Source organism: Microbacterium sp. GXF7504 (genome assembly GCF_054798235.1).
The window spans coordinates 162,925-184,416 of the sequence record NZ_JBSJZI010000006.1 but is presented as its reverse complement, the minus strand read 5'-3'; the positions used below and the strand labels follow the sequence as shown (position 1 = coordinate 184,416).

The 21,492-nt window shown below is 72.2% G+C and carries 20 protein-coding genes; 1 reads left to right on the top strand and 19 read right to left on the bottom strand.

Going from position 1 to position 21,492, the window contains the following annotated elements; all coding sequences use genetic code 11:
- Positions 1-136: 136 nt before the first annotated feature.
- The 12 genes from ACWAUO_RS14705 to infC form a co-directional block, all read right to left on the bottom strand.
- Positions 137-1,987 carry a YhgE/Pip domain-containing protein gene (locus ACWAUO_RS14705; RefSeq protein ID WP_460776488.1) on the bottom strand — a complete coding sequence of 617 codons (1,851 nt, stop codon included), beginning with the start codon at positions 1,985-1,987 and terminating at the stop codon, positions 137-139.
- Positions 1,984-4,860 (bottom strand): MMPL family transporter, encoded by a 2,877-nt coding sequence (locus tag ACWAUO_RS14700; protein ID WP_460776487.1) that lies wholly within the window; start codon positions 4,858-4,860, stop codon positions 1,984-1,986. Before ACWAUO_RS14700 ends, ACWAUO_RS14705 begins: the two co-directional genes overlap by 4 nt.
- A gap of 124 nt (positions 4,861-4,984) precedes the next feature.
- Positions 4,985-7,489, bottom strand: a complete 2,505-nt coding sequence (gene pheT, locus ACWAUO_RS14695; protein ID WP_460776485.1) for a phenylalanine--tRNA ligase subunit beta — start codon at positions 7,487-7,489, stop codon at positions 4,985-4,987.
- Entirely contained in the window at positions 7,489-8,538 is a 1,050-nt protein-coding gene (gene pheS / locus ACWAUO_RS14690; protein WP_460776484.1) for a phenylalanine--tRNA ligase subunit alpha, read from the bottom strand. Before pheS ends, pheT begins: the two co-directional genes overlap by 1 nt.
- A gap of 51 nt (positions 8,539-8,589) precedes the next feature.
- Positions 8,590-9,519, bottom strand: coding sequence for an amino acid ABC transporter permease (locus ACWAUO_RS14685; protein WP_460776482.1), 930 nt, complete (start codon positions 9,517-9,519; stop codon positions 8,590-8,592).
- Positions 9,516-10,172, bottom strand: coding sequence for an amino acid ABC transporter permease (locus ACWAUO_RS14680; RefSeq protein ID WP_460776481.1), 657 nt, complete (start codon positions 10,170-10,172; stop codon positions 9,516-9,518). The genes ACWAUO_RS14685 and ACWAUO_RS14680 overlap by 4 nt, the downstream gene beginning before the upstream one ends.
- Before the next feature lie 59 nt (positions 10,173-10,231).
- Positions 10,232-11,131 (bottom strand): glutamate ABC transporter substrate-binding protein, encoded by a 900-nt coding sequence (locus ACWAUO_RS14675; protein ID WP_460776480.1) that lies wholly within the window; start codon positions 11,129-11,131, stop codon positions 10,232-10,234.
- A gap of 96 nt (positions 11,132-11,227) precedes the next feature.
- Complete coding sequence (locus tag ACWAUO_RS14670) at positions 11,228-12,019, bottom strand: amino acid ABC transporter ATP-binding protein (RefSeq protein ID WP_460776478.1); 792 nt, start codon at positions 12,017-12,019, stop codon at positions 11,228-11,230.
- Between the two features lie 73 nt (positions 12,020-12,092).
- Positions 12,093-12,899 carry a TrmH family RNA methyltransferase gene (locus ACWAUO_RS14665; RefSeq protein WP_460776476.1) on the bottom strand — a complete coding sequence of 269 codons (807 nt, stop codon included), beginning with the start codon at positions 12,897-12,899 and terminating at the stop codon, positions 12,093-12,095.
- Between the two features lie 84 nt (positions 12,900-12,983).
- Positions 12,984-13,370, bottom strand: a complete 387-nt coding sequence (gene rplT / locus ACWAUO_RS14660; protein ID WP_460776474.1) for a 50S ribosomal protein L20 — start codon at positions 13,368-13,370, stop codon at positions 12,984-12,986.
- A gap of 27 nt (positions 13,371-13,397) precedes the next feature.
- Positions 13,398-13,592: a 50S ribosomal protein L35 gene (gene rpmI, locus ACWAUO_RS14655; protein ID WP_460776472.1), complete on the bottom strand. Its 195-nt coding sequence runs from the start codon at positions 13,590-13,592 to the stop codon at positions 13,398-13,400.
- A 50-nt stretch (positions 13,593-13,642) separates the two neighbouring features.
- Complete coding sequence (gene infC / locus ACWAUO_RS14650; protein ID WP_460776471.1) at positions 13,643-14,320, bottom strand: translation initiation factor IF-3; 678 nt, start codon at positions 14,318-14,320, stop codon at positions 13,643-13,645.
- A gap of 187 nt (positions 14,321-14,507) precedes the next feature.
- Between infC and ACWAUO_RS14645 the strand changes: the two genes are divergently transcribed.
- Positions 14,508-14,903: a DUF1844 domain-containing protein gene (locus ACWAUO_RS14645; protein ID WP_460776470.1), complete on the top strand. Its 396-nt coding sequence runs from the start codon at positions 14,508-14,510 to the stop codon at positions 14,901-14,903.
- Between the two features lie 50 nt (positions 14,904-14,953).
- Here ACWAUO_RS14645 and ACWAUO_RS14640 read toward each other — a convergent pair whose 3' ends face one another.
- From ACWAUO_RS14640 to ACWAUO_RS14610, 7 genes are all read right to left on the bottom strand, one after another.
- On the bottom strand, positions 14,954-16,879 hold the full coding sequence (locus tag ACWAUO_RS14640; RefSeq protein WP_460776468.1) for a CASTOR/POLLUX-related putative ion channel: 1,926 nt from the start codon (positions 16,877-16,879) through the stop codon (positions 14,954-14,956).
- Between the two features lie 124 nt (positions 16,880-17,003).
- Positions 17,004-17,783: an SseB family protein gene (locus tag ACWAUO_RS14635; protein WP_460776467.1), complete on the bottom strand. Its 780-nt coding sequence runs from the start codon at positions 17,781-17,783 to the stop codon at positions 17,004-17,006.
- A complete protein-coding gene (gene priA, locus ACWAUO_RS14630) occupies positions 17,767-18,513 on the bottom strand; it encodes a bifunctional 1-(5-phosphoribosyl)-5-((5-phosphoribosylamino)methylideneamino)imidazole-4-carboxamide isomerase/phosphoribosylanthranilate isomerase PriA (RefSeq protein ID WP_460776466.1) in 747 nt (248 codons plus the stop codon). Before priA ends, ACWAUO_RS14635 begins: the two co-directional genes overlap by 17 nt.
- A gap of 50 nt (positions 18,514-18,563) precedes the next feature.
- Positions 18,564-19,208: an imidazole glycerol phosphate synthase subunit HisH gene (hisH, locus tag ACWAUO_RS14625; protein ID WP_460776464.1), complete on the bottom strand. Its 645-nt coding sequence runs from the start codon at positions 19,206-19,208 to the stop codon at positions 18,564-18,566.
- Positions 19,205-19,822 carry an imidazoleglycerol-phosphate dehydratase HisB gene (gene hisB / locus ACWAUO_RS14620; RefSeq protein WP_460776463.1) on the bottom strand — a complete coding sequence of 206 codons (618 nt, stop codon included), beginning with the start codon at positions 19,820-19,822 and terminating at the stop codon, positions 19,205-19,207. The genes hisH and hisB overlap by 4 nt, the downstream gene beginning before the upstream one ends.
- A complete protein-coding gene (locus ACWAUO_RS14615; protein ID WP_460776462.1) occupies positions 19,819-20,904 on the bottom strand; it encodes a histidinol-phosphate transaminase in 1,086 nt (361 codons plus the stop codon). The genes hisB and ACWAUO_RS14615 overlap by 4 nt, the downstream gene beginning before the upstream one ends.
- Before the next feature lie 28 nt (positions 20,905-20,932).
- A complete protein-coding gene (locus ACWAUO_RS14610) occupies positions 20,933-21,304 on the bottom strand; it encodes a LysM peptidoglycan-binding domain-containing protein (protein ID WP_460776460.1) in 372 nt (123 codons plus the stop codon).
- Positions 21,305-21,492 lie beyond the last annotated feature (188 nt).

The window sequence follows — 21,492 nt, the reverse complement described above, 5'->3', positions numbered from 1 at the left end:
CGGCGCGGCAGGACGCATGCCGTGACCATAGCCCCGGCGCGGCGGCGACCGCAAATCGCGGCGGCCGCAGGATGCCGCACCTGCGACCGGACCCGGGCACAGGCCGCGGGTCCGGTCGCAGGGTCGGACGCGTGGGTCAGACGCGGGCGAGCTCCCGCATCGAGAGCGACCTGGTGCGGGCGCGGTGGACCGCGACGATCGTGCCGAGGAGGCCGATCACCGCCCAGAGCGCCAGCCCGATCGCCGCCGCCAGCACCCCGGAGACGGCACCGCCCACCAGGTCCTGCGTGCCCTGGAGCGCCACGCTCAAGGGCAGGATCGCGAGCGGGCCGGCCGCCGCGGGCGTGAGCGCCTGCGGCGAGATGGTGCCCGCGGCGGCGATCTGCAGGCCCAGGAACGCGATCGAGACGATCAGCCCGGCACGCGGGAGGAACGCCACGAGGGCCTGGTGCACGAACGCGAACGAGAGCGCCATGAGCACGGCGAACCCGCCGGCCAGCGCCACCCGGTCGGCCGGGAGGTCGGCGAACAGCAGCACGCCCCACACCAGCAGTGCCTGCACCACCGCGACGGCGGTGACCACCAGCATCCCGTCGCCCGCGATCCGGCGCGCCGGTGCCGCGGTCGTGAGTGCGCCGCGAGCGAAGGGCGCGACGAGCAGGAAGGTCGCGATCGCGCCGAGCCACTGCGCGATGGGGGCGAGCGCCGCGAGCGAGGAGGCGAGCGCCGTCGACGGACCGCCTTCGTTCGTCGTGTCGACCGTGATCGGCTGCGCGACCACCGTGGCGATGTCCTGCTGCTGGTCGGTCGTGTACGCCGGGATGCTGTCGGCCGCCTGGGTGAGACCCTCGGCGAGCGAGGCACTGCCGTCGGTGAGCTGCCCCAGCCCGCCCGCGAGCCCCTCGTTGCCGCCCGCGATCTGCCCGGCACCGGCGGCCGCCGCGTCCGCGGCCTGGGCGAGCTGTCCGAGCCCGTCGGCGACGGGTCCGCTGATCGCGGCGATCCCGGCGGCACCGACGGCGACCTCACCGGCGGTGCCGGCGTCCTTCGCGAGCGCGGCGGCCTGCCCGGCCAGGGCGTGGTCGATCTCCGCCGCGTGCTGCCGGATCGTGTCGAGGTCGGCGAGGAGGGTGGATGCCTCGGCGGTGGGGTCCGCGTCGATGCGGGCGATGAGCGCGTCGAGCTTCGCGATCGTGTCGTCCTGCCCGAGGTCGATCACCGCGGCCTCGGCCGAACGACCGAGCAGCTCAAGGGCGAGCTCGCCCGACGTGGCGGCCCCGGCCGCGGTGAGTGCACCGAGTCCGCGGGCGCTCTCCGGGAGCGTCGCGAGCACCTGCTCCATCGTGCCGAGGCCGTCGGCGAGCGCCGCCGAGCCCTCCGCCAACAGTTGCGCGCCGTCACGCGCCTGCCCGAGGCCGCCGGCGATCATGTCGGCTCCCTCGGCGGCGGTGCCGATGCCGCTGTTGAGCGCCGAGAACGCCGAGAGCGTCCCCGCCACGAACTGCTGGGTGAGCTCCGCCGAGACGCCGGCGGGGACCGCGGAGGCGAGCGCCTGCGCGACCACGCCGCCGAGGTACCCGTGCGCGGTGCTGGTGGTGACCGTCAGCGTGGACGCCTTCGGCGCGTCGGAGCCGAGGGTCGTTGCGGTCTGCGAGAAGTCCTCGGGGATCGTCACCACCGCGAGGTAGTCGCCGGAGGCGAGTCCCGCCTCGGCCGTGGCGGTGTCGGTGAGCACCCAGTCCACCGCGTCGGCGGACACGAGGTTCTGGGTGAGGAGCTTGCCGACGGCGACGTACGTGCCGTCCTCCTGCACCGGCACGTCGAGGTTCACCAGCGCGACGGGAGCCGCGGACGCCCCCTCCTCCTGCGGGGCGAGGGTGGCGACGACGACGAACGGGGCGATGGCCACGAGCACGAGCGCGAGCGCCACCTGCCAGCGTCGCTGCCCTCGCGCGGGGGCCGTCACCAGGGTCCACAACCGCTTCATGCGCCGACCTCCTCTCGTTCCTCGGCGGCGGCGTGGACCGACACCACCGTCCTGTCGGTCACGACCGGACGCGCCGTCTCCACCGCGACGACGATCGTGGCCGATGCGTCGGCCTGCGCCACCAGCACGGCCAGCACGTCGTCGGCGGACGGGAGCCCGTCGAGGTCGAGGACGACCAGCGGCAGTCCGCTCGCGAGCGCGACCGCCGCGTCCGCCGCCCACCGCTCGTTGTCGCTGAGCCGCGCGAACGGGGTGTCCGGCAGGATGCGGCGGGCCGCGGGTCCGGCGAGCACCGCCGTGAGCGCGTCGAACACGAGTGCGGCGCGCTCGGTCGCGGCACGCGTGCGGCCCGCACCGACGCCGTCGGCGCGCAGTCCGCGGCGGAGGTGCTCGGCGAGCGTCGTCGCGTCGACGTCCGCCGGTGTGCCGGGGACGTACGCCGCCGCGGCGGAGACGGCGGCGCGGTCGAACGGCAGGAGCCGACCGCCGACGGCGAGGTCGCCGGTGACGTCGGCCACGCGTCCCGCGACGGCCGCGATGATGCGGGCGGCGGCCACGGTGTCCCCGCCGACCATGAGGAGGGCGCGTTCGGGTGCGCTGAAGGTCACGGGGGCGACGCCGGCGACGCGCGCGGCGTCGGCGTGGATGCCGCGGGTGCCCTCGGCGCCGCGTCCGGTCAGCCACTCGCGCTGCGCCAGCATCCGTTCCACCGCCTCGCCCTCGATGTCGGCGTCGGGGAGGATGCGGCCGAGCCACCCCGGCAGCCACCACGCCCGGCGGCCGAGGAGCGCCATCGCGGCGGGGATGAGGGTCATCCGCACCACGAACGCGTCGACGAGCACGCCCACCGCCAGCGCGAGCGCCAGCGGCTGGATGATCGAGTTGCCGCCGGGGACGAAGGAGAAGAACACCGCGAACATGATGAGCGCGGCCGCGGTCACCACACGGGCCGAGGCGGAGAACCCGGTGCGCACCGCGTCGTGGGCGTCGCCGGTGGCGGCATAGCGCTCGCGCATCCGGGACACGAGGAACACGTGGTAGTCCATGGCGAGTCCGAACAGCACGGCCATCACGAGGATCGGCAGGAAGCTGATGACCGGGCCGACGGTGCCGACGCCGATGAGCGACGCCCCCCAGCCCCACTCGAACACGGCGGTGGTGATGCCGAGCGCGGCCCCGACCGAGAGCAGGTAGCCGAGCGTGGCGGTGACGGGCACCGCGACCGAGCGGAACATGATCGTCAGGAGCACCAGGCACAGGCCGACGACGACCACGCCGAACGGCACGAGCGCCCCCGCGAGCCGGTCGGAGATGTCGATGGCGAGCGCCGTGGACCCGGTCACCTGATAGCCGAAGCCGTGCTCGGCCTCGAACGCCGGCATCATCGCGCGCAGCCGCTGCACGAGCTCGGTGGTCGCCTCGGACGACGGCTCGCTGGCCGGCGTGACGACGACGATGACGAGGTCGGCGGCCTGGTTCGGGACGGCCTGCGACACCGATGCCACGTCGGGCACGTCGGTGAACGCGTCGTCGAGCGCGTCCATCGCCGCCGTGATGTCGAGGGTGCCGGAGATGTCGGCTGCGACGAGCAGCGGCCCGTTCGTGCCGGGGCCGAAGCCCTCGGCGAGCAGGTCGTAGGCCGTGCGGGACGTGCTGCCGGGCGGGTCGTAGCCGGCGTCGGGCAGGGTCAGGCGCAACTGGGATGCGGGGAGCGCGACGACCACGAGGGCGAGCCCCACCAGGACGATGGTGGCGGCGGGAACCTTGGTGGCGGCGCGCACCCACCACGACGGCCGGACCGGCCGCTCGGGTCGCGCGGCCGTGTCCTTGCGGGCGCGCACGCGGGGGCGCAGCACCCGGCCGAACACCGCGAGCAGGGCCGGCAGCAGGGTCACCGCCACCGCGATGGCCGCGAGCACCGCGGCGGCCGCCCCGAGGCCCATGACCGACAGGAACGGGATCCCGGCGACCGACAGGCCGATGAGGGCGATCATGACGGTGAGCCCGGCGAAGACGACGGCGGTCCCGGCGGTGGCGATGGCGACCGCGATCGAGTCGCGCACCTCCATGCCCGCCTTCAGCTGCGCCCGGTGGCGCGACACGATGAGCAGCGCGTAGTCGATGCCGACCGCGAGGCCGAGCATCGTCGCGAGCAGCGGCGCGGTCGAGGAGACGGGTGCGAGCGCCGCGACGACGCCGATGGCACCGGAGGCGAGGGCCACCCCGAGGACGGCCGTGACGAGCGGGATGCCGGCGGCGAGCACGGCGCCGAAGGTGATGGCCAGCACGACGAACGCGATGACGAGGCCGAGCAGTTCGGTGTAGTTCTCCCCCTCGGCCTCCGCCGGGAGCCCGGAGAACGATGCGGACAGGCCGGCCGAGGTCGCCGGGGCGGCCGCATCCTCGATCCGGTCGGTGAGCTCGGGGGTGATGTCCGCGCTGTCGACGGAGAGCTGGGCCGACACGTACGCGATCGTGCCGTCGTCGGAGATCTGGGCGGGCGCGCCGTCGGATGCGGCGGTGGCGCCGGATGCGGCCATCGCGACCGGGCAGGTGACCAGCACCGCCTCCGGCAGCGCGGCGAGGTCCTCGCAGGTCTCGGCGACCGCGTCCTCGTCGTCGGTGGTCTGCGAGCCGTCCGGCGCCTGCAGCACGACCTTCACGGCTGCGCCGCTCGTCTGCGGGAACCGCTGCTGGAGGGTGTCCAGCGCCTGCTGCGCCTGCGTGCCGGGGATGGAGAACGAGTTGACCAGGGTGCCGCCGAGCGCGGCGCCGAGGAGCTGGACCGCGACGACGACCGCGACCCACGCCCCGATGACCCACCAGCGGTACCTGGCGGCGAGTGTGCCGACCCGATACAGGAACGACGACATCGCAGACCCCCTTCGGGCGGCACGGGTTCCGCCCAAAGAGGAAGACTATCGGGAGCCGGAGGGCGCCCGTGACCCCGCCGTGCCCCGCACCCGGGGGCGCACGGCGACGGCGGGGCCGCGACGGTCAGTCGCGGATGCGGGCGCCGAACCGCTCGGCGGCCGCGGCGACGCCGGCGAGCTTCGCCTCGGTCGCCTCGGCGGCGGTGAGCGTGCGGTCGGGGGCGCGGAAGCGCAGGGCGAACGTGAGGCTCTTGGTCCCCGCCTCGATGCCGTCGCCGCGGTAGTCGTCGACGAGGCGAGCGCCCTCCAGCAGCTCGCCGGCACCGGCGATGAGCGCGTCGCCCACGGCCGCGGCGGGCACCTCGACCGGGACGACGAGCGAGACGTCCTGGGTGGCCGCCGGGTAGCCGGAGAGGGATGCGGCGTGCACCCGTTCCCCGGCGCGCTCGAGCAGCAGGTCGAGATCGATCTCGGCGACCGTGACGCGGCCCGGGAGGTCCGCCTCGGCGGCGACGGCGGGCAGCAGCTCGCCCACGTAGCCGACCTCGACCCCGGCGACCGAGAGGATGCCGGTGCGCCCCGGGTGGAGCGCAGCACGCTCGCCCTGCACGACGTCGATGCGGGTGCCCGCGGCGGCCGCGACGACGCGGACGGCGTCGAGCGCCTCGCTGAGTCCGGCAGGCTCGGCGGCGCGACCCGGCTGGCGCGGCGAGACCGCACCGGCGAGCAGCACCGCGATGTGGCGGCGCTGCGGCGGGATCGCGGCGTCGAGCTGGCTGAGGGTCGCCGCGTCCGGGCGCACCGCGAGCGGCGGCACGTGCGAGGTGCCGTACGCGACGCCGACCTCCGGGAGGAAGACGGTGCCGGTCTCGAACAGCGACAGGTCGGTGAGCCCGCGCGAGACGTTGCGGTGCGCGACCTGCAGGAGGCCCGGGATGAGCGACCGGCGCAACGCCGGGGCCTGACCCGCAAGCGGGTTGGCCAGCAGCACGCTCGGCAGGTGCCCGCCGCTTGCGGAGCCGTGCAGGTCGTTCAGCTCCTCGGTGGTGAACGGGAACGACGGGGTCTCCACGAAGCCGGCGGCGGCGAGCGCGTTCGCGACGCGGCGACGGCCCTGCTGGGCCGGGGTCCAGCCGCGGCCGGAGGGTGCGACGGGGAGCACCGACGGGATGCGGTCGTACCCGTCGATGCGGGCGACCTCCTCCACGAGGGTCCACTTGTCGGTGAGGTCGGGTCGCCAGGTCGGCGGGATGACGTGCCAGCCGTCCTCGGCGTCGGTGACCTCGCAACCGATGGTCTCCAGCGCCGCCCGCACCTGCTCGGGCGTGTAGTCGACGCCGATGAGCCCGGAGGCGAAGCCGGCGGGCAGCGCGATCACCGGCTGCTCGATGTCGGTGTAGAGCGCGGCCCCCACCGGGTCCGCGGTGCCACCGGCGTACTGCACGAGCAGGTCGACGACGCGCTGGGCGGCGACGAACGGGATGGCCGGGTCGACGCCGCGCTCGAAGCGCCGGGACGCCTCGGAGGGGAGCTTGTGCCGGCGGGCCGTGCGCGCGATCGAGACCTGGTCGAAGATCGCGGCCTCCACGAGCACGTTCGTCGTGGTGTCGCTCATCTCGGTCGTGCCGCCGCCCATGACGCCGGCGAGGCCGATCGGACCGGACTCGTCGGTGATGAGCAGGTCCTCGGCGTCGAGCGTGCGCTCCTGGCCGTCGAGGGTCGTGAGCTTCTCACCCGCTGCCGCGCGGCGCACCGTGATGCCGCCGGTCAGCCGGTCGAGGTCGTACCCGTGGATCGGGTTGCCGAGCTCGAGCATCACGTAGTTGGTGATGTCGATGAGCACGCCGAGGGAGCGGATGCCGGCGAGCGCGAGCCGGGTCGTCATCCAGGTGGGGGTCGGCCGCTTGGCGTCGACGCCGCGGACCACGCGGACGACGAACTCGCTCGCGCCGACGCGGCCGCGGATGGGCGCCTCGTCCTGCACGGCGATCGGGAAGCCGTCGCCGGGCCGCACCTCCTCCGCCGGGCGCAGACCCGGGTCGCGGAAGGCCGCGCCGGTGGCGTGGGCGTACTCGCGGGCGACGCCGCGCATCGACAGCGCGTACCCGCGGTCCGGGGTGACGTTGATCTCCACGGCGACGTCGTCCAGCCCGAGCAGGGCGATCGCGTCGGTGCCCGCCGGCGCGTCCACGCCCAGCTCGACCAGCCGCAGGATGCCGGAGTGCTCGGTGCCGAGACCGAGTTCCTTGGCCGAGGCGATCATGCCGTCGGACACGTGGCCGTAGGTCTTGCGGGCAGCGATCGGGAAGGGCCCCGGCAGCACCGAGCCGGGCAGGGTCACGACGACCTTGTCGCCGGGGAAGAAGTTGCGGGCGCCGCAGACGATGCCGCGGACACCGCCGTGCTCGGCGCCGACGTCGACCTGGCACCACCGGATCGTCTTGCCGTTCTTCTGCGGCTCCTCGACGAACTCGAGCACCTCGCCGACCACGATCGGTCCGCTCAGCTCGAAGCGGTGGACGTCCTCCTCCTCGAAGCCGACGCGCACGAGGGACGCCAGGACGTCCTCGGGGGTCGCGTCCTGGGGGACCTCGACGAACTCACGCAACCACGACAGCGGGACGCGCATCACACCACCATCCCGAACTGCTCGCTGAAGCGCACATCGCCCTCTGCCATGTCGCGCATGTCCTTCACATCGGAGCGGAACATCAGTGTCCGCTCGAATCCCATCCCGAACGCGAACCCGGAGTAGACCTCCGGGTCGATGCCCGCGGCGCGCAGCACATTCGGGTTGACCATGCCGCATCCGCCCCACTCGATCCAGCGGGCGCCGCCCTTGAAGGTCGGATGCCACAGGTCGAACTCGGCCGACGGCTCGGTGAACGGGAAGTAGTTGGCCCGGATGCGGGTCTTCGCCTCGGCGCCGAACAGCTGCTTGGCGACGTGGTCGAGCGTGCCGCGCAGGTGCGCCATGGTGATGCCCTTGTCGACGACGAGGCCCTCGAACTGGCTGAACACCGGCAGGTGCGTGGCGTCGAACTCGTCGGTGCGGTACACGCGGCCGGGGCAGACGATGTAGATCGGGAGGTCGCGCTCGAGCATGGAGCGCACCTGCACCGGGCTCGTGTGCGTGCGCATGACGAGATGCCGCTCCTCCGGCGCCACGAAGAACGTGTCCTGCATCTGCCGGGCGGGGTGGTCGACGTCGAAGTTCAGGGCGTCGAAGTTGAACCACTCGTGCTCGAGCTCGGGGCCCTCCGCGATCTCCCAGCCCATGCCGACGAAGATGTCGCCGACCTCCTCCTGCAGGAGGCTGAGCGGGTGACGCGCGCCGACCCGGGTGCGCGAGGGCACGGCCGTGATGTCCACGCGCTCGGCCTCGAGCCGCGCGGCGGTCTCGGCCTCCGCGATCTCGCCCTCCCGGGCGGCGAACGCCTGGTTCACCCGGCCGCGGGCCTGGCCGACGAGCTTGCCGAACTCGGCCTTGCGCTCGTTCGGCACGTCGCGCAGCTGCGCGTTCAGCTTCGCCAGCGGCGAGGCGTCGCCGGTGTGGGCTGCGCGCACCTGCTTCAGCGCGGCGGAGTCGGTCGCGGCGGCGATCGCGGCGAGCGCATCATCGACGGCTCGGGCGACGGCCTCTGGGGTGATGGTGGTGGATGCGTCGGACACGAACATCGAGTCTACGCGGCGCACACGGGGTGCCCGCCGACGGTGCCGCGCCGGCGCTCAGACGGAGGCGGACCCGTCGAGCCCCTTCTCGGTCGTCTTCGCCCGCGCCCGCTGCGTGACGATGAGCTCGGTGTCGGTGACCTCCTGCGTCGGCTGGTTCGCCCCGGCGACGGGACCGCCGCGGGACGAGCGCCGCAGTCGCCGCTCCACCGTCGTGGCGATGAGCGACAGGATGAGGCAGAGGCCGATGTAGATGAGGGCGACGATGATCGTGGCGGGCACGATGGGCGAACCGAGCGCCGCCTGCGACCCGATGTAGCGGGCGTAGAACAGCAGTTCTTCGTACGTGATGATGTAGCCGAGCGCGGTGTCCTTCAGCGTCACGACGAGCTGCGCGATGATCACCGGCATCATGGCGCGGACCGCCTGCGGCAGCAGGATGAGCCGCATGACGCCGCTCTTGCGCAGGCCGAGGGCGTACCCGGCCTCGCGCTGTCCGGTCGGCAGCGACTCGACCCCGGCGCGGAACACCTCGGCGAGCACCGAACCGTTGTACGCGATGAGGGCGATGACGACCGCCCAGTACGGCTCCATCCGCACCCCGATCGCGGGCAGGCCGTAGTAGAGCAGGAACATGAACACCAGCACCGGCACGGCGCGGAGCACCTCGACGACGGCGGTGAACGGCATCCGGATCCAGGCGTGGTCGGACAGCCGGCCGATGGCGAGCACGAAGCCGACGACGAGCGCGCCGACGGCGGCGACCACGAAGGCGGAGAGCGTGCTGAGGGTGGCCTCCCCCACCTGCAGCCACACCGCGGTGTAGGTGAAGGCCGACCACTTCTGCGCGGTGAACTGCCCGGTGTCGATCAGGCGCCACACGAAGAAGCCGACGACGGCGGCGACCACGAGGATCGTGACGACGCCGAGGATGCGGTTGCGGGCGACCGCCTTGGGGCCCGGGACGTCGTAGAGGACGCTGCTCATCGCGCCACCCGCCATCTCTGCTCGAGGCTCCGTTGCGCCCAGGACAGCAGCAGCACGAGCACGACGAACACGGCCGCGACCCAGAGGATCACGATGAGCTGGTTCTCGCCGCGTTCGCTGAGGTAGGCGCGGACGGAGCCGAGGTTGACCACCGAGAAGCCCGCGGCGACGGTGGTGTTCTTCAGGAGCGCGATCAGCACGCTCATGAGCGGCGGGATCACCGAGCGGAACGCCTGCGGCAGCACCACCAGCGACATGACCTGCCCGAACGTGAGCCCGAGGGCGCGTGCGGCCTCGGCCTGGCCGACCGGCACGGTGTTGATGCCCGAGCGGATGGTCTCGGCGACGTAGGTCGCGGTGTAGATGCCGAGCGCGCAGATGGCGAGCACGAGCGGGATGGGGGCGGTGAGCCGGAGTCCGAGCAACGGCGGCAGGGCGAACGCGAACGCGAAGAACACCAGCGTGAGCGGGGTGTTCCGGATCGTGTTCACGTACAGCGTGCCGACCGCACGGGCGATCGGCACCGGCGAGACGCGCATGGCCCCGACGATCGTGCCGAGCACGAGCGCGACCGCTCCCCCGGCGACGAACAGGATGATCGTGCCGAGCAGGCCGTCCCACCACACGTCGAGGTTGTCGAAGATGACGCCCACCGGGCCCCCTTCCCTGTCTCAGGCGTGCCGGGGGCGGTACGCGGCCGCCCCCGGCCCGCTCACTCGTCTACGTCGGGCTGCTCGCCGTCGATCCCCGCCGGGGCGAGGTGCTCGTCGAACAGCGCGGTCCACACGTCGCCACCGTCGGTGAACAGCGCGTTGATGTAGTCCTTCAGCGCGGTGTCGCCCTTGGGGAGGCCGACGCCGTAGCGCTCCTCGCTGAACGGCTCGCCGGCGATCTTGAGGGCCTCGGGCTCGAGCGCGACGTAGCCGGCGAGGATCGCCTCGTCGGTCGTGATCGCGTCGACCTGGCCCTGCTTCAGCTGCTCCACGCACTGCGAGTACGTGTCGTTCTCGACGGTGTCGCCGGGGCTGTACTCGTCGCGGATGCGCTGCAGCGGCGTCGACCCGGTGACCGAGCACACCACCTTGCCGGCGAGGTCCTCGGGGCCCGAGATCGAGTCGTCGTCCGCGGCGACGAGGAGCCCCTGACCGGTGATGAAGTACGGACCGGCGAAGTCGATCTGCTGCTTGCGGCTGTCGGTGATCGAGTAGGTGCCGACGTAGTAGTCGATGTCGCCGTTGACGATGGCCTGCTCGCGGTTGGCGGAGGGGATCGTCTTGAACTCGATCTGGTCCTCGTCGAAGCCGAGGGACGCGGCGATCCAGCGGGCGATGTCCACGTCGAAGCCGGTGCGCTCCCCCGTGACCGCGTCCTCGTATCCGAGGCCGGGCTGGTCGTTCTTCACACCGACGACGACGCCGCCGCGGTCGACCATGCGGTCGTAGGTGGGGCTGCCTTCCAGCGAGACGTCCTCGGAGACCTCCCAGAGCGCCTCCTGGGTCTCTCCGTCGCCGCCGGCGCCGGGGTCGGTGGGGGAACCGCTGTTGCAGGCCGTGAGGCCGAGCGCCGCGACGGCGACCAGGCCGAGGCCGGCGAGCATTCGTGGGGTGCGCATGATCTTCTCCTTGCTGTGGGGATGCTGCATTGCAGCGGGTCGCGCGGTCCGGGTGCTCCTTCCTGTTCCGGCCGGGGGGACCGCAGGATCTCGGGGTCAGTGGGTGATGAGCTTCGAGAGGAAGTCCTTGGCGCGCGCGCTCTCCGGCGCGGTGAAGAAGGTGTCGGGCGACGCCTGCTCGACGATGCGGCCGTCGGCCATGAACACGACGCGGTCGGCGGCCTTCCGTGCGAAGCCCATCTCGTGCGTGACGACGATCATGGTCATGCCGCTCTCGGCGAGCGAGGTCATGACGTCGAGGACCTCGTTGATCATCTCGGGGTCGAGCGCGCTGGTCGGCTCGTCGAAGAGCATGACCTTCGGCTGCATGGCCAGCGCCCGTGCGATCGCCACCCGCTGCTGCTGGCCGCCCGAGAGCTGCGCGGGCAGTTTGTCGGCCTGGGCTGCGACCCCGACACGCTCGAGGAGCGTCCGTGCCTCGCGCTCGGCGTCGGCCTTGCGCATCCCGCGCACCTTGATGGGCCCCAGCGTGACGTTCTGCAGGATCGTCAGGTGGGCGAAGAGGTTGAACGATTGGAACACCATGCCGACGTCGGCGCGGAGCTCGGCGAGGGCCTTGCCCTCCTTCGGGAGCTCCTTGCCGTCGATCGCGATGGAGCCGCTGGTGATGGTCTCGAGGCGGTTGATCGTGCGGCAGAGCGTCGACTTCCCCGACCCGGAGGGACCGATGACGACCACCACCTCGCCCCGGTGCACCGTGAGGTCGATGTCCGCCAGCGCCTGGAACTCGCCGTAGTGCTTCTGCACCCCGCGCAGCACGACCAGGGGGTCGCCGCGGCGGACCGAGATGTTGGAGGTCGGCGGTGCCGCGTCCTGAGAGCCCGTCATGCGATCAGGCTAGGAACGACCCCTCCCGGATGAGGAGTTGTCCACAGCTCTCTCATCCAGTTCTCATGGCGGGTCAGCCGGCGGTGCGCTGCGCGAACGCGGACTCGTACAGGCAGACGCTGGCCGCGGTGGCGAGGTTCAGCGACTCCGCCGCCCCGTAGATGGGGAGCCGCAGCACCGACGTCGCGAGCGCGAGCGCCTCGTCGGACAGCCCGCGCGCCTCGTTGCCGAACAGCCACGCGGTGGGCTCGGCCAGCATCCCTGCCGACCGGGCGGCGAGGAGGTCGTCGCCCTTCACATCGGCGGCGACGACGCGCAGGCCGGCGGCGCCCACCGCGGGGACCACGTCGGCGAGCTCACCGGCGCGCGAGACGGCGACGTGGAAGAGCGAACCCGTGGTGGCACGCACGACCTTGGGGTGGAACGGGTCGACGGTGCGGCCGGTCAGGAGCACCGCATCCGCGCCCGCGGCGTCGGCGGCGCGGATGATCGTGCCGAGGTTGCCGGGGTCGCGCACCTCCTCGCAGATCGCGATGAGTCGCGGTCGTTCGGCGAGCACGTCCTTCATGGCCGTCGGGAACTGCCGGGCGACGGCCACGATCCCCTGCGGGGTGACCGTGTCGCTCATCGCCTCGACGACGTCCTCGGACGCGTACGTCACCTCGACGTCGGCGTCCTCGGCGGCGTCACGCACACCGGGATGCCGCTCCATCGCGGAGGGCGTCGCGAACAGGTCGACGATCCCCTCCGGGCGGTACCGCAGCGCCTCGGAGACGGCCTGCGGTCCCTCCAGCAGGAACAGCCCGGTCTCGTCGCGGGCGCTGCGCTTGGCGAGCTTCGCGACGGCACGGACTCGCGGGGAACGCGGATTCTCGAGCACGTTCTCATCCTAGGGCGCGCGGGTGCCGCCGAACGCGACGAGGGGCGCCCACCATGACGGTGGACGCCCCTCGATCGGGATGCGTTACGCGGAGGCCTTGGCGGCGTTCACGTCGGTCGGCAGGGCCGCCTTCGCGGTCGCGACCAGCGACGCGAAGGTCGCGGGCTCGTTCACGGCGAGCTCGGCCAGGATGCGGCGGTCGACCTGCACACCCGCGAGGCCGAGGCCCTGGATGAAGCGGTTGTAGGTCATGCCGTTGGCACGGGCGGCGGCGTTGATGCGCTGGATCCACAGGCGGCGGAAGTCGCCCTTGCGCTTGCGACGGTCGCGGTACGCGTAGACGAGCGAGTGGGTGACCTGCTCCTTCGCCTTGCGGTACAGACGCGAGCGCTGGCCACGGTAGCCCGAGGCACGCTCGAGGATGACGCGACGCTTCTTGTGGGCGTTGACTGCGCGCTTGACTCTAGCCATTTCTCTTCCTTACTGACGTGCGACGGCTCAGAGACCGAGCAGCTTCTTGGCGACCTTGGTGTCACCCGCGGCCAGGACCTGCTCCTGGTTCAGGCGACGGGTGCGGCGGCTGGACTTGCCCTCGAGGTTGTGGCGCATGTTGGCCTGCTGCTTCATGAGCTTGCCGCTCCCGGTCAGCTTGAACCGCTTCTTGGCACCCGAGTGGGTCTTCTGCTTCGGCATATCTCTTCCTTCGTTGTGCGTCCCGCCGGGGCGGGAGTCTGTGGGCGGCCTTACTCGGCCGTGTCTGCGGGAGCCTTCGCGGCTTCTTCGTCCGCGCCCGAGCGAGCCTGACGAGCGGCCTCCTTGTTGGCCGCGCGCTGCGCGTTCTGCTCGGTCTTGACCTCGGACTTGTTCTTGTGCGGCGCGATCACCATCACCATGTTGCGACCGTCGATCGTCGGGTTCGACTCGACCGTGCCGAACTCGGCGACGTCCTCGGCGAACTTCCGGAGGAGACGCACACCCTGCTCGGGACGCTGCTGCTCACGGCCGCGGAACAGGATCATGGCCTTGACCTTGTCCCCCGCCTGGAGGAAACCCTCGGCGCGCTTGAGCTTGGTCGTGTAGTCGTGGGCCTCGATCTTCAGGCGGAAGCGGACCTCCTTCAGGACCGTGTTGGCCTGATTGCGGCGTGCTTCCTTCGCCTTCTGAGCGGCCTCGTACTTGAACTTCCCGTAGTCCATGATCTTGACCACGGGAGGCTTCGAGTTGGGCGCGACCTCGACGAGGTCGAGATCTGCTTCCTGAGCCAGCCGCATCGCAACCTCGATGCGGACGACGCCGACCTGTTCGCCGTTCGGACCGACGAGTCGGACCTCGGGAACGCGGATGCGCTCATTGATGCGGGGATCGCTGATGCGGAACTCCTCTGACGTGCGGGCGGTGCCACCGCGACGCGGGTGCGTCACGGGCGAAGAGGCGACACTCCACCCGCCGAACGTCGAGACGCCGGCTTCTCGCACCCTGCTGCCCCGCCGTGGGCGGAACGGAGTGCTTCGACCCGGTAGCCTGGAGCGGCAAGCGCGGGTGGGATGAAATCCTCTTTCGAACGGAGCAGACGCTCCGGTGCCCGCTCAGTCTAGCAGAAAGCGCACCGTGGACTCGACCTCCTCCTCCCCCGCCCCCGACGCCGACCGCCACGCCGAGTGGGAGGAGCGCGAGCGCGCCGCCTCGGCCGCGACCCGCGACATCGCCGACGTGCCCGCCGTGGAGGTCATCACGACCACCGCCGTCCACCTCATGAGCGCGGCGGCCGTGAAGGTGGGCCTCGCCGACGACCCGGACACGCAGAAGGACCTCGACGAGGCGCGCAAGCTCATCAACTCGCTCGCCGGCCTCATCACGGCGGCCGCCCCCGAGATCAGCGACATGCACGCGCGCTCGCTCCGTGACGGCCTCCGCTCCCTGCAGCTCGCGTTCCGCGAGGCGTCGGTCATCCCCGACCCGATCGGGCAGGGCCCGGGCGAGAAGTGGACCGGCCCGGTCAACTGACCGCGCCTGCCCGCATCCCCGCGTCGTTTGAACCGGGACCTGCCCGCCGGTCAGCTGACCGGCGCCGTCCGGCGCGCGACGGCGGCGTCCGCCGGTGATCCCGCGGTGCGTCCGGCGTCCTCCGCGAGGACGATGACGGCGTCGCCGGGTCCGTATCTGCGGACGAGCCCCGCCGGCGGATTGAGCCGGACTCCGGAGGACGCGCCCCCGGAGCGGACGTCGGCCGCCGCCCTGAACCCGATGGCCGTCTCCCCGCGTCGGGATGCGGCCTCGACCACGGTCGCGAATCCGACCTCGACCTCGGGGTCGACGTACAGCGCGGCCGGGCGGAGGTAGATCTCCACACCGGAGCTGGAGAACAGCTCGGCGAAGACGGACACGAGCCCCTCGCTCTCACTGATCTGGGAGAGCATCAGGCTGACCAGCCGGTCACTGACGATGAAGTCCTCCGCCCGGGTGACCTCGGCGAGCTCGCGGTTCCGGTCGTCGAGCATCTCGCTGACGATGTTCAGTTCGACCGCCTGCGTGTCGGCGATGTCCCGCAGGTGCAGCAGGGTGACGAGGGTCTTGGCGTCGGCCGCCTGCGCGCCCAGTTCGCGGTACGCCAGCACGAGCACGTGGTCGAAGCGGACGATGTCCAGTCCGTCGAGCACGCCTCGGTCGGTGGTGTCCGCGCTGTGGAACGTCAGATCGAGCCCCTCCGGCACCCGCAGACCGTGGTGCGGGACGTCGGCCGCGACGCAGACGGTGGATCCCGGTGCGACGTACGTGGCCAGCTCGTCGATCATCGTCTGCAGCCCGGCGTTGCATCCCAGGATGAGCGTGTGCTCCGGCTGCGGCGGGCCGGCCGGCACCGCCCGCACGGCGTCGAGGTCGGGCCGCGCCGGTTCGTCGGCGAGGGCGACGGTGCTGTCGTCCTCGGCGAGGACGATGAGCCGGTCCCCCGCGCGGAGCACGGTGTCGGCCGGCGGGTTCAGCCGCACCTCGTCGCGCCGCGACAGGCCGAGGAGCGTGCAGGAGGCGAACCTGAACTGCGCGTCGTGGAACGTGAGTCCGGCCAGCCGCGGCTCCTCCGTGAAGTAGATCTCGTCGCCGGCGAAGTCGAGCAGTTCGGTGTACACCGCACTGAGCCCGCCCTGGCGACAGGTCTGCACGGTCATCCGGCTGATCAGGTCGGCGGCGAGCAGCCACTGCGCGCGCCCCGACGCGACCAGGTTCGCCGCCGGCAGGTTGGCGGGGTCGCGCAGCTCCGCCACGATGCGCGGCACCCCGGTACCGGCTGTCTCGGCCTCTCGGGACAGCGCGAGCGCGACCTTGATCACGACGGCGTCCGGGTCGGGTTCATCGTCTGCGGGAAGGATCACCGCACTGCGCGCCGTGCCGGGACTCGCCATCCGCAGGTCGAGGATCGACATCGGGTCCCCTTTGCGGCAGATGATCGTCGTCCGACCGGGTCGCGGGACGTGCGCGCGGATGGCCTCCTCCATCTCGAGCTTGTCCCGGTCGGCCAGCACGACGATGACACTGCGCCGGCGGGACCGGTTCGCGACGCAGATCTCGGCGAGGACCGGGAGCAGCTTGCCGCTCCACCCCAGGATGACCGTGTGCCCTTCCTCGAGGACACGGGAACGCCCCTTGCGCAGCGACGCGATCTTGTCGTCGAAGGCGCCGGAGACGATGCCGATGAGACTGGCGACGATGACGAGACCGCCGACGGTGACGACGAGCATGAGGAGGCGGTAGCCCCATCCGGCGTCGGCACCCATCGTGCCCGGGTCCAGGGTGCGCATGAGGTTGCCCCACGCGACATCCCAGAAATCGCCCTCCTCGACACCCTCCGGAAAGGCACGGAACACCATCACGACCGTCGCGATGAGCAGGACGAAGGCGACCGTGGCCGCGCCGAGCAGCGCCATGATCGCGAAGGTCCCGCGCGACATCCAGTTGTCGAACCGGTACTGGAGTCGCGCTCGCACGTCTTCGGTATGCATGGGCCCCCCGCCCCGCCGCGCATCGGCGCGCGGCCTCACGGGCCCCCACGCCCGTGAGGGAACACACTAGCGCCATGCCGGGCGCGACGCGCCGAACGGGGCCAGCGGGTCAGCCGCGGTGCAGTTTGACCGAGAGCGAGTCGGCGAGCGTCGCGATGCGGTCGTCCGCGGCCCAGCGCCGGGCGAGGCGCGCCAGCACGGCGTCCCGCGTCTCCTGGTCCAGGCCCGACGAGAGCCGCAGGTGCACGATGAGCTCCGGACCGCGCAGCCGCCCGGTGGGGTCGCCGTCCTCGACCGCGACGTCCAGCACCGCGAGCTCGCCGCCGATGCTCTCCTGCAGGCCGGTGAACAGCGCCGGCGAGAGGTGGGCCGGTTCCCACGGGATCTGCTGCCCGACGGCCCACACGGCCGGGCGACGCAGCACGAACTCGGTCGGCGAACCCGGATCGATGACGATGAGGTCCGTCTCGTCGGCGACGGCCGCGAGCGCCGTGCGGACGCCCTCCGCCGGCACCGGTCGCGCCACCGCATCCCACCGCTGCAGCGTCTCGACGCTCGTGAACACCGGCAGCACACGTCGGCCGTCGGGCGCGGCGACCGTGACGATCGACAGCTCCTGCGTCTTGTCGACGACGAGGCCGTTGGGGCCGATCCCCTCGTCGCCCTTGTCGGCGATCAGGGGGATGAGCAGCCGCGCCGCGCGGTAGGCCTCGACGACGGCGACCTTGTCGCCCGACCCCTCGTGGAACGCGAGGAGCGCGTCGAGCAGGGCCGGGTCGGCCGACCCGTCGTCACCGGCGTGCGGATTCGGCTCGAACCGGCGCCCCTCCCAGGGGACGCCGGCGGAGTCCGCCCCGTGCGGGTGGTGGTGGTCAGCGTCCGGCGACATCCAGCGCCTCGGCGAGGGTGAACGCACCCGCGTACAGCGCCTTGCCCACGATGGCGCCCTCGACGCCCAGCGGCACGAGCTCGCGCAGTGCGGCGATGTCGTCGAGGTTGGCGATGCCGCCCGAGGCCACGACGGGCTTCGGCGTGCGGGTGGTCATCTCCCGCAGCAGCTCGAGGTTGGGGCCGCGGAGCGTCCCGTCCTTCGTCACGTCGGTGACGACGTAGCGGCTGCAGCCGGCGTCCTCGAGACGGTCGAGCACGGTCCACAGGTCGCCGCCGTCGCGGGTCCAGCCGCGGGCGGCGAGCGTGGTGCCGCGCACGTCGAGACCGACGGCGATGGCCTCGCCGTAGCGGCCGATCACCGCGGCGGCCCACTCGGGGTTCTCGAGCGCGGCGGTGCCGAGGTTGATGCGGGTGGCACCGGACTCCAGCGCGGCCTCCAGCGACGCGTCGTCACGGATGCCGCCGGACAGCTCGACCTGGACGCCCTTCACCTGCTTGATCACCTTGCGCATGACGGCGGCGTTGCTGCCGCGGCCGAAGGCGGCGTCGAGGTCGACGAGGTGGATCCACTCGGCCCCCTGACGGGCCCACTCCAGGGCGGCCTCGACCGGGTCGCCGTAGCTGGTCTCACTGCCGGCCTCACCCTGGGTGAGGCGGACGGCCTTGCCACCGGCGACGTCGACCGCGGGCAGCAGGGTCAGGGCGGGGACGGACGCGAAATCGTTCATAGCTCCTCGTGCGTGCGCGCGGGCACCCCCCGCGCACACGAGGTAAGAGACTAGCCCGCGGGGAGGGTGCCGATCCAATTCGCGAGCAGGCGGATGCCCGCCTCCCCGGATTTCTCCGGGTGGAACTGGGTCGCCGACAGCGGCCCGTTCTCCACGGCGGCGAGGAACGGACCGCCGTAGGTGGTCCAGGTGAGCTTAGGCGACGGGAACGGCGCCTGCGTCTCCAGCGTCCACGCCTGTGCCCCGTACGAGTGCACGAAGTAGAACCGCTCGCCCTCGAGTCCGGCGAACAGCACCGACTCCGGGTCGGGCTCCACCGTGTTCCAGCCGATGTGGGGCAGCACGGGGGCGTCGAGTTCCGTCACGGTCCCGGGCCACTGTCCGAGCCCCTCCGTGTCGACGCCGCGTTCCACGCCGCGGTCGAACAGCACCTGCATCCCGACGCAGATGCCGAGCACGGGGCGCCCGCCAGCCAGCCGGCGGTCGATGAGGTCGTCGCCGCGGCTGGCGCGGAGCGCCTCCATGACGGCGGCGTACGCGCCCACGCCCGGTACCAGCAGGCCTGCGGCGTCCTGGATGAGCCCGCGATCGGAGGTCAGGCGCGCGTCGGCGCCCGCGGCGATGAGCGCCTTGACGGCCGAGTGGACGTTCCCCGAGCCGTAGTCGAGGACCGCGACGAGTGGACGTTCGGTCACAGTGCCCCCTTCGTGCTGGGGATGCCCTGCACGAGCGGGTCGAGGGCCTTGGCCCGCCGGAACGCTCGGGCGAACGCCTTGTACTCCGCCTCCGCGATGTGGTGCGGGTCGCGGCCGCCGAGCACCGTGACGTGCATCGTCAGACCGCCGTTGAACGCGATCGCCTCGAACGTGTGGCGCACGAGCGAGCCGGTGAAGTGGCCGCCGATGAGGTGGTGCTCGTACCCGGCGGGCTCGCCGGTGTGCACGAGGTAGGGGCGGCCGCTGATGTCGACGACCGCCTGCGCGAGGGCCTCGTCCAGCGGGACGAGCGCGTCACCGTACCGGGCGATGCCGGACTTGTCCCCGAGGGCCTGCCGGATCGCCTGACCCAGCACGATGGCGACGTCCTCCACCGTGTGGTGGGCGTCGATGTGCGTGTCGCCGGTGGCGGTCACGGTGAGGTCGGTGAGCGAGTGCTTCGCGAAGGCCGTCAGCAGGTGGTCGAAGAACGGCACGGTGGTCGAGATCGAGCTCGTCCCGGTGCCGTCGAGGTCGAGCGTCAGCTCCACCGAGGACTCGCTGGTGGCGCGACGAATGCTGGCCGTACGGGGCGCGGAAGGCTCGGAACTCATGCCTCCGAGTCTACCGAGGCGAGGGCCTCCAGGAACGCGGTCGTCTCGGCCTGGGTGCCCGCCGTCACGCGGAGGTGGTGCGGGATCCCGACGTCGCGGATGAGCACGCCGCGGTCGTACAGGGCCTGCCAGGTCGCGGCCGGGTCGTCCACCCCGCCGAACAGGACGAAGTTCGTCCAGGAGGCGTGCGGGGTGTAGCCGAGCGCCTCGAGCGTGGCCGAGATGCGGTCGCGCTGCGCCACGATCTCGTCGACCATGCCGAGCATGAGCGGCGCGTGCCGGAGGGCCGCGAGGGCGGCGGCCTGCGTGAGGGCGCTGAGGTGGTACGGCAGCCGCACGAGACGGAGCGCGTCGACGACGGCCGGGTCGGCCGCGAGATACCCGACGCGCGCGCCCGCGAACGCGAACGCCTTGCTCATGGTGCGCGAGACCACGAGCCGCTCGCGCCCTTCGAGCAGGGTGACCGCGGAGGGGGCGTCGTGCGGCGCGAACTCCTGGTACGCCTCGTCGACGATGACGATGCCGCGCGCCGCCTCGTACGCGGCTGCGACGACGTCGAGGGTCATCGGGGTGCCGGTCGGGTTGTTCGGCGCGCAGAGGAAGACGATGTCGGGGTCGGCGTCGGCGATCTGCGCGGCGACCGACTCCGCGCTCAGCGAGTAGTCGGACTCGCGGGTGCCTGCGATCCAGTCCGCGCCGGTCGCCCGGGTCAGCAGCGGGTACATCGAGTAGGTGGGGGCGAATCCCATGGCGGTGCGTCCCGGTCCGCCGAAGGCCTGGAGCAGGTGCTGCAGGACCTCGTTCGAGCCGTTGGCGGCCCACATCTGCTCGGCGGTCAGCCCTTCGCCGAGGTAGTCGGCGAAGGCTTCCCGGAGCTGGAGGAACTCACGGTCCGGGTACCGGTTGACGTCGTGCAGCGAGCGGGCGATCTGACCGAGGATGTCGTCCGCGACCTCCTGCGGCACGGGGTGCGTGTTCTCGTTGACGTTGAGTGCGACGGGAAGCGGTGCCTGCGGTGCGCCGTACGGGGTCATCCCCCGCAGGTCGTCGCGAATCGGCAGATCTTCGAGTCGGGTCGTCATCCCTCCATCGTAGAACGCCGCGGCGCGCTCACCCCTGGGCGTACTCGAGTGGGATCGACAGGCGCTGCCCCGCGTGCAGCTGCGCCCCCTCGAGGGCGTTCAGGCGCTGGATCGCGGCGACGACGTCGCGCGGGTCGTGCGCGGGCGCCACCTCCTCGGCGATCGACCAGAGGGACTCGCCGGCACCGACCGTCACGGTCTCGAAGGTGCCGACGGGCGCGCTGCCCTCCCGGGATGCGAGCGCCGAACCGCCGGCGAAGACCCCGGCGCACACGACGGCCACGAGCGGCGCGGCGGCGAGGAACGTGAGCACACGACGGCCGCGCGCGGTGATGCGCAGCCGGGTGCCGGTCGCGGCACGCGGCGCGAATGCCGTCGGTGCGTACTCGATCGTGCTCATGGGGACTCCTTCCGCCGGGGGAGAGGTTCGCATCCTGGCGCTCGGCCGGGAGCACCGGATGCGAACCTCTCTTCCGAAGTTATCTTCGACTCTGTACGGTGTCAAGAGCCGGATCCGATCGCGGATGTTCGAAGACGACACGCGAGGCGCCTGCCCCGTCGCCGCCGTCGGACCGGATACCGTTTCGA

Excerpts from the sequence above, each read along its gene's own strand:
- ACWAUO_RS14705 (WP_460776488.1), bottom strand. The coding sequence starts at position 1,987 with ATGAAGCGGTTGTGGACCCTGGTGACGGCCCCCGCGCGAGGGCAGCGA.
- ACWAUO_RS14700 (WP_460776487.1), bottom strand. The coding sequence starts at position 4,860 with ATGTCGTCGTTCCTGTATCGGGTCGGCACACTCGCCGCCAGGTACCGC.
- pheT (WP_460776485.1), bottom strand. The coding sequence starts at position 7,489 with ATGCGCGTCCCGCTGTCGTGGTTGCGTGAGTTCGTCGAGGTCCCCCAG.
- pheS (WP_460776484.1), bottom strand. The coding sequence starts at position 8,538 with ATGTTCGTGTCCGACGCATCCACCACCATCACCCCAGAGGCCGTCGCC.
- ACWAUO_RS14685 (WP_460776482.1), bottom strand. The coding sequence starts at position 9,519 with ATGAGCAGCGTCCTCTACGACGTCCCGGGCCCCAAGGCGGTCGCCCGC.
- ACWAUO_RS14675 (WP_460776480.1), bottom strand. The coding sequence starts at position 11,131 with ATGCGCACCCCACGAATGCTCGCCGGCCTCGGCCTGGTCGCCGTCGCG.
- ACWAUO_RS14670 (WP_460776478.1), bottom strand. The coding sequence starts at position 12,019 with ATGACGGGCTCTCAGGACGCGGCACCGCCGACCTCCAACATCTCGGTC.
- rplT (WP_460776474.1), bottom strand. The coding sequence starts at position 13,370 with ATGGCTAGAGTCAAGCGCGCAGTCAACGCCCACAAGAAGCGTCGCGTC.
- rpmI (WP_460776472.1), bottom strand. The coding sequence starts at position 13,592 with ATGCCGAAGCAGAAGACCCACTCGGGTGCCAAGAAGCGGTTCAAGCTG.
- ACWAUO_RS14635 (WP_460776467.1), bottom strand. The coding sequence starts at position 17,783 with ATGTCGCCGGACGCTGACCACCACCACCCGCACGGGGCGGACTCCGCC.
- priA (WP_460776466.1), bottom strand. The coding sequence starts at position 18,513 with ATGAACGATTTCGCGTCCGTCCCCGCCCTGACCCTGCTGCCCGCGGTC.
- hisB (WP_460776463.1), bottom strand. The coding sequence starts at position 19,822 with ATGAGTTCCGAGCCTTCCGCGCCCCGTACGGCCAGCATTCGTCGCGCC.
- ACWAUO_RS14615 (WP_460776462.1), bottom strand. The coding sequence starts at position 20,904 with ATGACGACCCGACTCGAAGATCTGCCGATTCGCGACGACCTGCGGGGG.
- ACWAUO_RS14610 (WP_460776460.1), bottom strand. The coding sequence starts at position 21,304 with ATGAGCACGATCGAGTACGCACCGACGGCATTCGCGCCGCGTGCCGCG.